17 protein-coding genes and 2 pseudogenes are annotated in these 13,907 nt (G+C 67.3%); 2 read left to right on the top strand and 17 right to left on the bottom strand.

Annotated features, from left to right (window positions below):
• Positions 1-38 precede the first annotated feature (38 nt).
• The 13 genes and pseudogenes from xerC to N4P33_RS10325 all read right to left on the bottom strand — a co-directional run bounded on the left by xerC (position 39) and on the right by N4P33_RS10325 (position 7,997).
• Entirely contained in the window at positions 39-1,205 is a 1,167-nt protein-coding gene (xerC, locus tag N4P33_RS10385; protein ID WP_260826047.1) for a tyrosine recombinase XerC, read from the bottom strand.
• Complete coding sequence (locus N4P33_RS10380; RefSeq protein WP_260826046.1) at positions 1,205-1,393, bottom strand: helix-turn-helix domain-containing protein; 189 nt, start codon at positions 1,391-1,393, stop codon at positions 1,205-1,207. The genes xerC and N4P33_RS10380 overlap by 1 nt, the downstream gene beginning before the upstream one ends.
• Positions 1,390-2,787, bottom strand: a complete 1,398-nt coding sequence (repSA, locus tag N4P33_RS10375; RefSeq protein WP_260826045.1) for a replication initiator protein RepSA — start codon at positions 2,785-2,787, stop codon at positions 1,390-1,392. Before repSA ends, N4P33_RS10380 begins: the two co-directional genes overlap by 4 nt.
• Positions 2,784-2,999 (bottom strand): hypothetical protein, encoded by a 216-nt coding sequence (locus N4P33_RS10370; protein ID WP_260826044.1) that lies wholly within the window; start codon positions 2,997-2,999, stop codon positions 2,784-2,786. The genes repSA and N4P33_RS10370 overlap by 4 nt, the downstream gene beginning before the upstream one ends.
• Positions 2,981-3,178: a hypothetical protein gene (locus tag N4P33_RS10365; RefSeq protein WP_260826043.1), complete on the bottom strand. Its 198-nt coding sequence runs from the start codon at positions 3,176-3,178 to the stop codon at positions 2,981-2,983. Before N4P33_RS10365 ends, N4P33_RS10370 begins: the two co-directional genes overlap by 19 nt.
• An 85-nt stretch (positions 3,179-3,263) precedes the next feature.
• Positions 3,264-3,815 carry a GGDEF domain-containing protein gene (locus N4P33_RS10360; protein ID WP_260826042.1) on the bottom strand — a complete coding sequence of 184 codons (552 nt, stop codon included), beginning with the start codon at positions 3,813-3,815 and terminating at the stop codon, positions 3,264-3,266.
• Positions 3,816-3,911: 96 nt separating this feature from the next.
• On the bottom strand, positions 3,912-4,229 hold the full coding sequence (locus N4P33_RS10355) for a SpdD-like protein (protein ID WP_260826041.1): 318 nt from the start codon (positions 4,227-4,229) through the stop codon (positions 3,912-3,914).
• A 24-nt stretch (positions 4,230-4,253) separates the two neighbouring features.
• The gene (locus N4P33_RS10350) at positions 4,254-4,409 is read right to left on the bottom strand and encodes a hypothetical protein (RefSeq protein ID WP_260826040.1); all 156 of its coding nucleotides are present in this window, start codon (positions 4,407-4,409) and stop codon (positions 4,254-4,256) included.
• A 12-nt stretch (positions 4,410-4,421) separates the two neighbouring features.
• A complete protein-coding gene (locus N4P33_RS10345) occupies positions 4,422-4,583 on the bottom strand; it encodes a mobile element transfer protein (protein WP_260826065.1) in 162 nt (53 codons plus the stop codon).
• A gap of 54 nt (positions 4,584-4,637) precedes the next feature.
• Positions 4,638-5,282: pseudogene (locus N4P33_RS10340) on the bottom strand (DUF2637 domain-containing protein); the annotation flags it as partial.
• 81 nt (positions 5,283-5,363) lie between these two features.
• A complete protein-coding gene (locus N4P33_RS10335) occupies positions 5,364-6,719 on the bottom strand; it encodes an FtsK/SpoIIIE domain-containing protein (protein ID WP_260826039.1) in 1,356 nt (451 codons plus the stop codon).
• Between the two features lie 3 nt (positions 6,720-6,722).
• A complete protein-coding gene (locus tag N4P33_RS10330) occupies positions 6,723-7,079 on the bottom strand; it encodes a hypothetical protein (protein WP_260826038.1) in 357 nt (118 codons plus the stop codon).
• Between the two features lie 138 nt (positions 7,080-7,217).
• On the bottom strand, positions 7,218-7,997 hold the full coding sequence (locus tag N4P33_RS10325; RefSeq protein WP_260826037.1) for a GntR family transcriptional regulator: 780 nt from the start codon (positions 7,995-7,997) through the stop codon (positions 7,218-7,220).
• A gap of 18 nt (positions 7,998-8,015) precedes the next feature.
• On the opposite strand from N4P33_RS10325, the gene N4P33_RS10320 reads away from it, so the two are divergent.
• Positions 8,016-8,480: an NUDIX hydrolase gene (locus N4P33_RS10320; RefSeq protein ID WP_260826036.1), complete on the top strand. Its 465-nt coding sequence runs from the start codon at positions 8,016-8,018 to the stop codon at positions 8,478-8,480.
• 131 nt (positions 8,481-8,611) lie between these two features.
• Positions 8,612-8,854 carry a hypothetical protein gene (locus N4P33_RS10315; protein WP_260826035.1) on the top strand — a complete coding sequence of 81 codons (243 nt, stop codon included), beginning with the start codon at positions 8,612-8,614 and terminating at the stop codon, positions 8,852-8,854.
• Between the two features lie 339 nt (positions 8,855-9,193).
• Here the strand turns inward: N4P33_RS10315 and N4P33_RS10310 are convergent, their stop codons facing one another.
• From N4P33_RS10310 to N4P33_RS10295, 4 genes and pseudogenes are all read right to left on the bottom strand, one after another.
• Complete coding sequence (locus N4P33_RS10310) at positions 9,194-10,633, bottom strand: ATP-binding protein (protein ID WP_260826034.1); 1,440 nt, start codon at positions 10,631-10,633, stop codon at positions 9,194-9,196.
• Between the two features lie 1,158 nt (positions 10,634-11,791).
• Positions 11,792-12,208 carry a hypothetical protein gene (locus N4P33_RS10305; RefSeq protein WP_260826033.1) on the bottom strand — a complete coding sequence of 139 codons (417 nt, stop codon included), beginning with the start codon at positions 12,206-12,208 and terminating at the stop codon, positions 11,792-11,794.
• Between the two features lie 394 nt (positions 12,209-12,602).
• Positions 12,603-13,411, bottom strand: a pseudogene (locus N4P33_RS10300) (IS5 family transposase).
• Between the two features lie 98 nt (positions 13,412-13,509).
• On the bottom strand, positions 13,510-13,907 hold a 398-nt coding region (locus N4P33_RS10295), incomplete at its 5' end, for a transposase family protein (protein WP_260825686.1).

Raw genomic sequence — 13,907 nt, 5'->3', positions numbered from 1 at the left:
GAGGGCCCTCTGGCGTTGCTGCGTGTCTATCTGCGTGACTAACGCTCCGGATCGCGCTTGAAGATGCCATCCATGACCACCGCGCCGGTCTGGATCACGGGGCGGATCTGTTTCCGGTACACCTCCTCGGTCACGGCCGTGCCGGAGTGACCGACGAGCCGGGAGATCTCCTCCAGCGGGACGCCACGGTCGGAGAGCAGGGACACGAAGCTGTGCCGGAGCTCCCGAGGCGTCCACTCGTCGGCGTTGATCCCGTCGGCATCCTTGAGCGCCTGGCGGAAGGCGCGCCGGACGTTGGTCGCGTCGAGCGGCTTACCAACAGCCGACGAGAAGACCAGGCCGTGTTCCTCCCACTTGTCGCCAGCGGCGAGCCGTTCCCAGCCCTGGTCTTCGAAGTGCTGCCAAAGGACGTCGACGCAACGCGCCGGCAGAGCGAGCGTTCGCCGGGACTTCCGGGTCTTCGTGTCGCCGCCACGCCGGACCGAGCGCCACACTGCGATGTGTGGAGGCTGCGGCGGATCGGCGTCCGGCCGTCCCTTCAAGAAGACGTGGTCCCAGGTGAGCGCCCGCAGCTCCTCGGTCCGGGCACCGGTCAGCAGGGCGACGACGATGTACGCGTGCATCGAGGTTCCCTCGGCCGCTTTCAGCACCGCCTCGGCCTGGGCGAAGGTGAGCGCCTTGGACGGCCGCCCAGCCTGGCCCTGGGGTACTGAGCACAGCTCGACGACGTTGCGCTTCACCTTGTCCCGCGCCATGGCCCGCTTGACCGAGCGGTTCAGGCAGGAGTGGATGGCCTGCAGCGTGCGAGTGCTGAGGGTTTTGGCCTTGGCAGCCAGCCAGCGGTCGACGTCTTCCGCGCTGAGGTCGCGGAGCTTCCGGGAGCCCAGAGCCGGGATCACGTGGTTCTGGCTCAGGATGGTGCAGTTCTCGACGGTGCCCGGGTCACGACCCGCCAGGCCGTAGGTGAGCCAGTCGTTCACGGCGTCGGCGACGGTATAGCCCGTGGGCGCAATCGCGAGACCGTCCTCGTGATCCCGCAACACCTCCTTGAGCTTGTTCTTCGCCTCAGTCTTGGTCTTGCCGCTCCCCCGCTTCACGATCCGCTTGCCGCTCGGATCGAAGCCGAGGTTCGCCGTGGCGATCCAACGCTGTCTCTTCTCGTCCCAATGGAGCCCGCCGTCACCACGGCTGCGTCGCTTGGCCATCAGGCGGCCTCCTCCAGCTGGTGCTGGATGAAGTCGCGCACGGCGTCAGCAGGTATGCGGCGAGCACCATCGATCTTGATCGAAGCGAGTCGGTGGGTACGAATCAGGTCGTAGACCTTCGAGCGTCCAACCTTGAGCCGCGCCATCACGTCCGACACCGTCAGCAGTTCAGGGGTGGCAATGGTCATGCTGCGGCTCCTTCCAAGGCGAGTTGATCGTGTAGGGCATCTCGGGCGGTCTCGCGGTTGAGGTGGAGGTCGCGGGCGATGGTTGCGGCGAGGACGGATTCGCCGGGGGTGTGGCCGTGGCCGGCGTACTGCCAGTCCGCGAGGACGAGGACGGTGTCAGGCTCGCGGTCGTGATCGTCGAGGCCGAGGACGGCATGTTCCTGGGCGGCTCGGTAGTCGGCGCGTGCCTGACGGAGGGCGCCGAGGGTGGTCGAGTAGCGGCGGCTCTTGCTGGAGAAGTGGCCGCGGAAGCCGAGCATGTGAGCCCAGGCCCACAGGCGCCGGTCCGGGTAGAGCGGATCGAGCGCCTTGCATGCCTCGATCAGTCGGCGGGTGTGGTCGGGGACCTGGTGGCGGTCGAGTTCGGCGAGTTCGCCGATGCGGCGGTCGAGGGTGCCGGTGTTCTCCGCTGCCTTGGTGGCGTACTTGGCGACGTAGGAGGCGACGGCCTGTTCGGTGATCTCGGAGCCGTCGCCGAACGCCTTGACCGGGCGGACGTCGAGCTGGGTGCCCCAGCGAAAGGTCCGGGCCGGTTGGTCGTCGGCGGCCGGGACGGAGACCGAGGTGTAGGAGTGCGCCGTAGCTGCACGGATCGCGTCGGCGAGGAGGTCGACCGTGGCCCAGGCGGGCGGCGCTGTGTCCGGACCATCCGGGCCATCGAGACGGATCACTGCGTGGAAGTGCACCGCGCCCCGCTTCTGGAACTCCGCGACTTTGCCGTAGGAGACGCGGAGCTGATTAGTGAGTTCCCGGCGGGAGAGGCCGGCGCGGGCGGCGATCTCGCGGCGAAGCCGGGTGGTGAAGCGCTGCCAGAGCTGTCCGGCGTGGTTGTTGAACAGCACGGCGCCCGCGTAGTCGTACGTCTCCGGGTCCAGGGCGGTACCGAGGGCGGGGTCGTCGGCGGGATGCCGGGTGCCGCAGCGACAGACGCCGTGATCGGGCCGGTTGTGAACCGGGCCGAACGACGGGGCGGTGAGCGTGGCGAAGACCCGAGGGTGGTCCCGGACGGTGGCGGGGATGTCGCGGCGGTCGTCGCCCGCGAGGCCGGCGCGGATGAGGTGGAAGGTGTCGCCCGCGTAGGTCCAGGCGCAGGCCGGGCAGCGGGAGGCGCGGCGGTTGCCGCAGGCGATGCGGAGGCGTCCGCCCGGCTCGTTGGCGGTGGTGTAGTGGTGCAGGGTCTCGCCGGTGGTCTTGTCCTTGTGGAGGACCCAGCCGGTGAGGTGGATGGGGTCGGCGCAGCCGCCGGTGCGGCGGATCTGGTCCTGCCAGCGGTCAAAGCCGGGAGACCCGGCCACCCTGAGGAGGTCCCCCAGGGTGATCGGGTCCAGGCCCGCGAAGGTCGCGGTGTCGGTCACCGGCCCCACTGCCGCTTCTGCGGGGTGCTGGCCGACGCCGACGACGGGCCGGACGTGTTGCCCTTGGCCTTGGACGGCTCGGGGTGGGACTGGTCGTGACGCGCGTGTGCCTTGGCCACGCGGATGGCACGGTCGATGTCGGAGTCGAGCGGGTCGCCGGTGTCGCGGGGCAGCCGGTCGCGGAAGATGCCCATCAGGCGGCCACCTCCCACGCGGTCACGGTCGGGTGGGTCGGCAGCGGCGTGGTGCCGGTGCCGTGGCAGGCCGGGCAGAGGACGGTGATGGTGCGCAGGTGTCCGTGCCGGTCCCGGCCGCCGAGGGTGACGGCGACGGAGGGGAAGCCGTCGCAGTTCGGGCAGATGCGCGGCGCGGATGTGGTGCGGTGGGTCATGCTGGGGGTTCCTTTCGATTGCGGTTGGAAGGGACGGCCCCGGGTGGCGGCGTGCTTGGCGGCTTGTGCGCCACCCGGCGGCCGGTCAGCGAGAGGTGCGCGAGCCTCGGCGACTGCGTCCCTTGGCGGCGTACATGGCCGCATCAGCGGCGGCGAGCGCATCGGTCAGAGCCGGGATCGGGAGTTCGGCGAGAGCGCAGGTGCCGACCGAGGCGGACAGCGGCACGGACTTGCCGCCGAAGTGGAGCGGCCGGTGCAGTGCGGTGGTAAGTGCGTCGAGGTCGGCGGCGGCCAGGTCCTGGACGACGGCGACGAATTCATCCCCGCCCAGGCGTCCGGCGGTGCCGTTGCGTCCGCACCAGGTGCGCAGTCGGTCGGCGGTGGCGATGAGGGCGGCGTCTCCGGCGGCGTGGCCGTGGGTGTCGTTGAGGGTCTTGAAGTGGTCGAGGTCGACCAGGAGGACGACGGCGGTGGGGTGCCGGCGGATGAGGTGTTCGGCGCGGGCGGTCCATCCGGCGCGGGTGTGCAGGCCGGTGAGCGGGTCGCGGCGGGCGGAAGCGAGCCGGTGGGTGAGGATGCTTCCGTGCACGGCCCAGCCGAGTAACGGCACCAGGCTGGCGGCTATGTGCAGGTCCACGGGTGTTCTCCTTGTGACGATGGCGGTTGGCTGGCGGTACGCGGTCCCAGTGGCGGCGGCGTGCTTGGCGGCTTGTGCGTCGCCCCCCGGGGCCGATCAGCGGCGCTTGGCGTCCGAGGCGAGCAGCGAGCGCAGGACGATGGCGCCGACGGCGACCGAGACGCCGGTGATGGCGACGGCCAGGAGCATGGAGACCAGGACGGCGCCGACGACCAGGACCACGGCGGTGCCGCCGCCGACGAAGGCGAGCGCGGTGCCCGGGGTGAGCTGCACCGTGGGCCGGGACGACGCCGGAGCCGCGGGAGCGGGCGGCGGGGTCTGGCCGCCGGGCACGATGGCGGTGGGCTCGACGACCCTGGGCGGTGTGACATGGCCGGTCGGGGTGGGCATGGTCGGAATCTTCGGGCGCAGCATGGGTGATCTCCTTTCCGGGGCGGGTTACTTGACGAAGCTGTTGATGGCGGGGGCGAGGACGCTGTCGGCGAGGAGGAAACCGCCGAGCAGCAGGACGGCGATGAGCCACCAGGGCGGGCGGATGAGCTTGACGCCGAGGTAGCCGACGACGAGCAGGGCGAGCCAGAGCGGGACGTCCATGGGTGGCCTCCCTCAGCGGACCTTGCAGCGGTGGGTGCGGGCGGCGAGCTGGGCGGCGGACTGGCTGGAGTAGTCGGCGGACCAGCCGCAGTCGTCGGCGGTGCATACGGCGGCGTGCTTGGTCTGGCCATTGCGGTCGCGGTGGGTGCCGATGTTCACCGGGCCGATCCGCATCAGCGAGTGGAAGTGGTCGCGGGCGGGCATGTCGGTTCTCCTTGCTGGCCAGGCGAGTTGGGCGGCGATGGCGTCGGCGAGGTGGGGCGGGACGCCGAGGCGGGTGCGCAGGGTGTCGGTGTCGATCGGCGATCCGGTGCGGGCGTGGTGGTCGGCGGCGACCTTGCGGGCGTGGTCGACCAACGCGGCCGGGACGGCGGGAGCCGGTGCGACGGGAGCGGGTGCGGGCTCGGCGGCGGGAAGGGCCGGGGCGTCGTCGACCACCGGGACCGACTCGGACTCGGGGACCGGCTTCTCGGCCGGGGCCGGGTGCGCCGGCGGATCGGACATCCGGTCGCCAGGCGCGTGGGCGAGGAGGGTGCCGCCCATGAAGGCCAGCGCGGGCCAGGCGGCGACGAGGATGCACAGCCAGGCCGGGACGTCGTTGAGGTCGAGGAGTCCGGCGGTGGCGATGTTGGCGCCGAGCGAGGCGACCAGGGCGATGAGGAACCAGCACCAGGCCAGCCGGGACGGGCCGTCGGTGCGGAGGCGTCGCCAGGCGGCGACCAGGAGCAGATCGACGCTGATCGGGTAGGCCCAGGCTTTCCAGCCGTCCTGTCCGGCAGCGGCGGCGAGGTCATGCAGGTGGGCGAAGGACAGGGCCCCGGCGATGACGGCTTGAATGAGAACGGCGTCCATGCGCAGAGCGGGGCGGGCCATCACGGCTCCTTCCTGTGATCAGGCATGGCGGGGGTAGGGACTTGGCGCGAGGCGGTCGCGCCGACTGCGAGAGGGAAGGGCTCAGGCGGTGGCGGGCGCTGGCTTGGACAGCGACACGCGGGGCAAGGGCAACGGGGTGACCGCGGGCCGGAAAGGCGCGAGTGCAGGCAGGGCGGGCGTGCGGTCGGCGTGCTTGTTGCAGATGTTCACGGCCTGCCGCATCGAGGTGTGCGGGGCGCGGATGCGGTGCCAGCCCCCCGTCGAGTCACCGGCGATGGCGAGGCCCTGGGTCTCGGCGGGGATCTGGATGGCAGCCAGCACGGCGTCCGGGGAGATGTCGCCGAAGGCCATGTTCGCCGACGTTTCGTCGTTGACGCGGTGGGCGGTCCGGCCGGTGAGCTGGGCACGGAGCATGGTGATGCCCTTGCCGAGTTCGGAGCCGAAGCGCTGCCCGCAGATCTCCAGATAGATGCCGGCCGCGCGGCCGAGCTGGGCGAGCCGGACCAAGGCGGTGATGATGCGATCCCGCCGCTTCTCCTGCTCCTTGTTGGCGAACAGGGCGAGTTCGGCGACCTCGTCGACCAGGACCACGATGGGCACCGGCCGTAGGTCTTCGGGCAGGCTCCAGATGTCAGCGGCGATCTCGGCGTCGGGCACGTCGGCGGTGATGCGCTGTTCGGCGCGGATGAGCTGGTACACGTCCTCCATGTGCGCCACAAGGGCGTCGAGGAGTTCGGCGGCGGTGTCGGGGTTGTCGGCGAGCGCGGAGAACCGGCGGGCCAGCGGGAACAGCTCCACCCCTTGCTTGCAGTCGATGCCGACCAGGGCGACCTGCTGCCGAGCCAGCGCGGCCACCAGGTTGCGCTGGTAGACGGACTTGCCGGACTCGGTGGCGCCGAGGGTGAGCGCGTGGGGCACGCCCCGGTAGTCGCGGTAGTGGACCGAGCCGTCCGCGCGCAGGGCGACCGGGACCCTCATCGGCCGGGTATCGGTCCTGGCGGGCATCTGCACCCGCTTGAGCACGTCGTAACCGGTCATCCGCAGCTCGACCACGCCCGAGCGCACCTCGCGGGAGGTGACGCCGTACATGCCGAACGAGTGCCGCAGCCGGTCCGAGGCGGCGGCCAGGTCGAAGGCGTCCTGACCGGGCCGCAGCTTGAGGCGTAAGACGAGACCGGTCCGGGTCGGACGCACCCGCAGGATGCGCGGCGGACGCGACTCCGGTGCGGGCCGATCGGTCATCCGGGCCAGGGCAAGGCGCCAGCGCGAGGGCGGGACGGTCAGCCCGCAGGCGTCCATGACCGAGGCGTACCGGATCAGCACGCGCAGCGTGGCGAGGAAGACTCCGAACGTCAGCCAGTACCAGGCGGGGCGTCGCCACCGCAGGAGACCCGCAGCGGCGACGACCAGCGCCAGGGCGACGGTCAGCCACGTCATGGCTCAGGCCGCCTTCGGCTTCGATGCGCCGGCGGTGAGCGAGGTGACGGCGACCGCGCGGAAGGCGATGCCGTGGCGCTTCTGGCCGTTGAACTCGTTCTCCCACGGCCGGGCGATCAGACCGGTGATGGCCACCGGGGTGCCCATCACGAGGTCACCGGAGATGCCGGTCTCGGGAACGGTGACGTTCAGGATCTCCACCTCACCGTTGAGCGCGAACATCACGTTCACGGTTATCAGCGTGGCGCCGGTCTCGGCGTCGGTGGCGACCTCACCAGTGCGGCGGTCGCGGATCTTCGGCTCGGGCGGCTGGGCGACCATCACGGTCGCAGCGGAGGTGTCGACGGGAATCTGACGCACGCAGATCACTCCTCTATAGAGGATGGACTCAAGCACTCATGTATATGAGTGATGTGAAGAAGAGTGCAGCACTCCTATACATGAGTCAACCCGTCGCGGCGAAGAAGTCGCGACGGGCTGAGGGGAGTTGATGGCGCGTCAGTCGGCGGCGGGGATGCGGTACTCGAAAATGAACTGGTCAGCGGCCATGATCGTGTCGCAGACCTCCACGACCCGGCCTTCGGTCGTACGGGCCTCCCGCACCAGGTGAACCACCGGAGCACCCGCACTCAGCGCCAGCTCGGACGCCTCAGCCTTGGAGGCCGGACGCGCTTGCAGCGTCTCGACGAACTCCGCGAACTCGTGGCCGTGGTCCTCGAGTCGGGCGTAGATGCCACCGCCGCCGGGGTTCTCGGCGAACAGTTCCGGGATCTCCTTGACGACATCCCACGGGAGGTAGGAGGTGGCGGTCTCCACGGGCGTGCCGTTGCGGAAGTAGAGGCGTCGCCGGGCAAGCACTTGGGCGCCGGCCGAAACGCCGAGCCGTCGCGCGGCATCCTCGGGCGCATCCATCGGGCCGATGTAGAGCACGCTCACCTTGGCAGTGGCACCGGACTGCGCCGACTCGGCCAGGTAGGCAGCCTTGCCGCCCTGGCGATGCGAGCGACGGAAGCGATCGGACGAGCGATGCCGCACCGGCGGCCGGTCCTTCACGATCGAGCCCTTACCGTGCCGGGTCTCGACCAGCCCGCTCGCGCGCACCTCCACCATGGCCTTGCGGATCGTGCCGCCCGACACCCCGTAGCGCTCGACGAGCTCCGACTCACTCGGCACCATGTCACCAGGCTTGAGGACACCCGCCCGGATCTGCTGCACGATCTCCTCGGCGATCTGCACGTACCGAGGTACGGACCGCTCACCTCCTACTGCTGTTCCCATAGTCCTTCCCAGCCTCCTATGCTCCTGTACATGAGTACATCACGGGAGGCAAGGTCAACACCATCGCTCCACTCGGTATCCGTGGCCGGAGCCGTGGTGCGCGAAGACGGACGCCTCCTGGCGATTCGCCGCGCAGACAACGGCACCTGGGAACTTCCCGGCGGCGTGCTCGAACTCAACGAGACCCCGGAGGCCGGCGTAGCCCGCGAGGTCCTGGAGGAGACCGGCATCCACGTCGAGGTGGACGAACTGACCGGCGTCTACAAGAACACCACCCGAGGCATCGTGGCCCTGGTCTTCCGCTGCAAGCCCTCCGGCGGCACCGAGCGCACGTCGAGTGAGTCCACAGCCGTCGACTGGCTCACGCCCGAAGAGGTCAGCGATCGCATGTCAGAGGTCTTCGCAGTCCGGCTCTTGGACGCCCTGGACGGCAACGGGCCCCACGTACGGAGCCACGACGGCAAGCGGCTGCTCATCCGATGACAGCAGCAGACAGCTCACAGCGAATGCCGCGGCATCTCACCGAACTGTCCAACGTCCAAGAGTTCCTGGACGAGGTACGTCTCCGACCCGGCATGTGGATACGGGGAAGTTCCCTCCAACACCTCGACTCCATGTTGCTCGGCTATGGCATCGCGACAGCCGTACACGGCGTTGAGGACAACTTCGACTTCTGGAGTCCTGGAGATCAGGGCCGCTTTGCTCACTGGCTGTGGCAACGCCTCGGTCGTCACAGCTCCCTCGGCTGGGCAACTGAGATCGAGCGCGAGGCGCAGCAGCTCGACGTACCAGCGATCGAACTCTTCTTCACCCTGCTCGACGAGTACCGGCAGGAGTGCCGCCCGACTGAGGGATAAGACTTTCCCTACTTCATCAAGGCCCGCGCACGGCGCGGGCGCGCGCCGCCTCTGCGGCGCGGCCTGCCTCCTGTCTCCGCCCCGGCTGGCCGCGCCCGGCGGCGCGCTGCGTGCATGCGGGCGGAGGTAGGAAAACCCTCTGTGGCTGAGGCCGGTCGGCTCCACGGCTTTAGGCAGCCAATTTGGCGCGAGCCTCGAAGATCATGGCCCAAGATCGGGCACTAACGGGCAGGCTCACAAACCTGCCCGATCCGCGGGCTAGCGTAATGGGCCATGATCACTCGCGCCAAATCAGCTCCAGCCCAAAGCCGCTCCTCCGACCTACGTTACAATCCACTCCTAAGCCCAATCTTCCGTAAGTTCCCAGACAGCCCGGGGATCTTTTGGCGACTTTCCGCTCCATCGAATGAAGCCCTCAGACTCAAGCGCCTTCAAACGCAAGTTGGTTGCGGGCCTACTCATGCCAATCGCTTCGGAAATCTGCCCGGTACCCAAAGGAGAATCGGCACTCCTGATGACATCGAGTACCTTTTGGCTCCCCACTGGTAGCCTCTGGGCGATTCTTGCATCAATGCGAGGAATAGCCGCAAGAGTCAAGCGGACACTCCCCGAAGTTTGCTGATAAACAGGGTCCGTCAACCCCACCCTTCGCATCTCCTCAAAAATACGCTTGATACCTTCACCCAGTTCTTGACCAATCCTCAGGTCGGCACAGACGCGCGCAATTCGCGGATTCCGTGCAAACCTACTAATCTCCAAAGGCTTGGAAGGATTCGCCAATCCCGGAAATCTTCCAGGGCTTTCAACTTCAATTCGATTCGGATAGATCTCAAATCGAATATGGTCACCAGCGAGGCTGTAGGAGCGATGGATCACGGCGTTGACCAGCCCTTCCAGCCATGCATCCCTGGGCACAATGGAGCGCGCCTCAAAAAGACCGCTCTCCGATAGTGCTCGGCGCTTGGGGATTAGCTCCTCAATCTTCCTGCTCGCCTCTTGGATGGCCACAGGGATACTGCCTTCGATGCGGATATCCGAGCCCTCCTCTAGCCCTAGCCTGGCACCAGTACCCCTCTTTACGTCCAGAAACCTAAGAACCCTAATGTAAGCCTGCGGGAATACATCCTGCGGATAGGTTCCGAACAGCAAATATCCGCCGTTCGTAATATCCCCATTCGTAGTCAGAAGACTGCGGGCGCGGAGGATCTTCTCATCCTCAATATCATGGGCTCCGACGCTCGACTTGAACTGTTGAAGCAGAGTTCGATCCAAGCGGGTAATGTCTACGCCAGGTGCCGCGAACCCATCGTATTGACTCTGCCCCTTGTCAAACTCTAGCTCTTGGCGCTGCGTATAAGTAAGCCTCCGAGATTCATCCCCCACCCTGAGGTAGCACTCACCGTTACTGAGCTCGTGGACGCGCTCACCGGGCTCCACCCGCGCAATCAGAAGATAGTTTTCCTGCTGACCTCTATCAATGCACTCGACTCTGCTGAAGCTCACGCGGACGGGAGGGGAAGTGAAATCAATCGAGGCTTGACGGAGCTCGTTCTCCTTATTACCCAATCCCTTCATCCCTTCGACCTGCCCGTTATTCAGGCCGATGGCAACGATTCCTCCCTCGGCATTAGCGAAGGCTGCGAGGGCTTCTGCGAGCTTTCGAGGGCTGATCAGGCAGCTCTTGCGATCGAACCACTGATCTTCAGGCAGGGCCAGCAACGCAGCGCCTACCTCTTGGGGCGGCAAGCCCAGAGCGTGATCCACCTCATTGGAAGTCATGGGCCTACTCTAAAGGCTTTCAAGTAGATAGCCATGTGTGCTGACAACGCCGGCCGACGCGCCTCGCACGAGCCCCTGCCAGCCCAGGGAGATGTGCCAGCCGCGATCAGCTGTAGCCGTCAAAGCCCATCGAGCCAGCAAAGCCTGCAAGCAGCTTTCGAGTAGGACCGCCCACAGCAGGCCTGGGCGCCGCATCACCGCAGGCCAAGAACCTGCCAGCACCCACCCACCAGGCCCGGAGCAGGCAGCGCAGCTAGCTCCATAGCCCAGCCGTCAAAGCCCATCAAGCCAGCAAAGCCTGCAAGCAGCTTTCGAGTAGGACCGCCCACAGCAGGCCTGGGCGCCGCATCACCGCAGGCCAAGAACCTGCCAGCACCCACCCACCAGGCCCGGAGCAGGCAGCGCAGCTAGCTCCATAGCCCAGCCGTCAAAGCCCATCAAGCCAGCAAAGCCTGCAAGCAGCTTTCGAGTAGGACCGCCCACAGCAGTACAGCAGCCCCGGTCCAGAGGGCTGGCTTAAGAGACCCGAGCATAGGTAAAAATCTAACCAAGGGAAGGTAATCATCTAACCATTCCCCGCCTCGTGGTGATGCCCGGGATTACGCTCGGTAACCGTAGGTTAAGCGTAGCGACCGAGCGTAATCCCGGGCATCACCACGAGGCCCCCAAGGGGGTGTATGGGACTAACGTTGCGCGATACCCGCAGGTGAAACGGCTGGGTTCCACCAGGCCGTGGCGGTCGCGCATGAAGACACCTGCCGACAACGGCGCAGTACTTGCGTGGTATGCGCCCGTCTGTCAAAGCCAGCAGAACGCCACTCTACCGGTACTGGCCTTTCGCAGTGAGCCCCACGAGAAGCGTAGGAAAGCGCTGAGTGTCTAACTGCGTGACAACGCCGACAGACAGCGGTGGACAACCACGCACGCCTGCGGACCATCGCAGCAGGTGAGAGACACGCCAGTCCAAGGTAAGCAGCCCGCCCAAGTTGCTTCGGGACGAAGAGGTCGTGGGTTCAAATCCCGCCACCCCGACAGAGAAGTACCAGGTCAGGGGCCTGATCCGCAAGCGCGGGTCGGGCCCCTGAGTGGTTCCGGGGTCGTTTGGGAGCCGTTTGGGAGCCGACTTCCGGAACCGGCTCCCCAGCGTCCGTGGCTGCCCTACTCGATCACTGCTTGCTGGCGGCCTTCCGCAATGCCATCCAGACCCGTCGAGCAAGGTGGACCATCCACCCGCTCAAAGTGATCCAGCTCGTCCTCGTCCAGATAGTCCCATCGGCGCCGGTGGAACGCCCTGGCCGCACGCGCCTCCAGCCATTGGTCGTAGTCCTCGTCCTGGCGGAGTTGCCCAGTCTTTCGTTTGATCCTCTCGTCGCGGTCACGACGTTCCAGGAACCCAATTACGGAGGGGTCCCCGTCCGGGCACACACACCCAGCAGGCCAGGTCGGCACCGGGTACATGCCCGTCACAATGCGATTAAGCGCGATACGCCAGCCCAAGGAAGCAGCTTCGGTGACAGCGAAGGCGTTCAGGAGGGCAGCCAACTGCTCCGAGGTGGGCAGGACGCGGCCAGCCAAGATCAACTGGCACGTCGATCGCGGGACGCGGTGGCCACTAGCAGCGGTCTCCCGTTCGATCTCACGCAGTGACGGCTGGCCTGCACGCGCGCGGAGCCTCGCTAGGCCCTGGCCGAGTGCCTCTGACGTACGGATCTGTCGGAGCCGGCGCCCACGGCCTGCCCGAAGGGGACGAGCCTGCTCAATGGCCGCAGCTTTCCACAGTTGACGCGCTCGTCCCACACGGCGCTGACGCGCCTCCTGGTCGGCGCGGCTCCCAGCTGCGCGAGCGTAGGCTTCCACAACCTGGAGCCGGGGAAGTCAAGCACCGGTTACTGCTTGGCTGAGCGTCGAAGCACCGCAGTAATACGGCTTTGGCCCCGTACGCCCCGCCATCTCGCGGTAAGAAGCCATTTCAGTTGGTGAGTCTGCGGTGGCATATGAGGGTGGCGGCGATGGCTGTGAAGGCGAGGAAGTGTTCGGGCTTGCGCTCGTAGCGGCGGTGGAGTCGTCGGCAGCCGGACAGCCAGGACACGGTTCGTTCCACGACCCAGCGGTGCCGGCCCAGTCGTTGGGAGGACTCGATGCCCTTGCGGGCGATGCGGTGCTGGATGCCGCGGGAGGACAGCCAGCGTCGTAGGTGCTGGTAGTCGTAGCCCTTGTCCCCGTGGAGTTTGCCGGGCCGTCGGCGTCGGCGGCCACGACGGGAGCGAATGGGCGGGATACCGCGGACCAACGGGATGAGGGCCTGGCTGTCGTGGAGGTTCGCGGCAGAGATGCCGATCGACAAGGGCAGGCCACGTCGGTCGACGATCAGGTGGATTTTCGATCCGTTCTTGCCGCGGTCGGTCGGATTCGGGCCCGTCAGTTGCCCCCTTTGAGGGCGCGGACGCTGACGGAGTCGATCGCGCACCGCGACCAGTCCAGGTCACCGCGGGACCCGAGTTCGTCCAGGACCAGGCGGTGGAGCTTGGCCCAGACCCGGGCCTCGGTCCACTCGGTGAAACGGCGAAAGGCGGTCACTCCCGACAGCCCGAAGCCCGGTGGCAGTTGGTTTCAGGTGCACCCCGAGGTGGCCACGAAGATGATCGCGGCCAACACCTCACGGTCACCTCGCCGACGCCGTCCCCCACCCTGCGGTCGTTCCGGAGCCGGCGGGACCACCCGCTGAAACAGCTCCCACAGGCCCTCCGGCACCATCCGCTCGACAAGCGCAGCAGTCATCGCCCCAGACTGCCGCAAGATCACGCCAACTGAAATGGCGTCTTACGAGTTGGTGCGTGATAGTGGGTGAAGCGTGTTTGGCCTGGTCGTGGCCTGTTTCAGGCGTTGATGGTGCGGTCGGAGACGAGGCCAGCGATGGCGCGGTACGTGTCGGGCAGGTTGTCTCGGCGGTGGGTCCAGCGGGTCAGTTGCTTCCAACGTTTGTGATCGGCGAGGGCGTGTTCGACGGTGATGCGGTCGGAGGAGTGGCCGTGGCGGTCGCGTTCCCACTGTTCGACTCTGCCGGGGAGTGCTCCCGGGCGGGGTTTTCTGGGGGGTGTGATCGCTTGCCCGCGGTGGTCGCGGCTCAGGCCCAGGTAGCCGTCGTCCAGGAGGACTTCGACGTCGGGGAAGTGCTGGAAGCAGCTGGCGATGCCTTCGTTGCGGGCGGCCGTGGCGTCGTGCATACGCCCAGGTCGCAGGGCGTCGGTCCATAATGTGCGGCCTTGATCGTCGG

Source organism: Streptomyces sp. 15-116A (assembly GCF_025290915.1).
In the GTDB taxonomy this organism is placed as follows: Bacteria; Actinomycetota; Actinomycetes; order Streptomycetales; family Streptomycetaceae; genus Streptomyces.
This window is presented reverse-complemented; position numbering and strand designations above follow the sequence as displayed.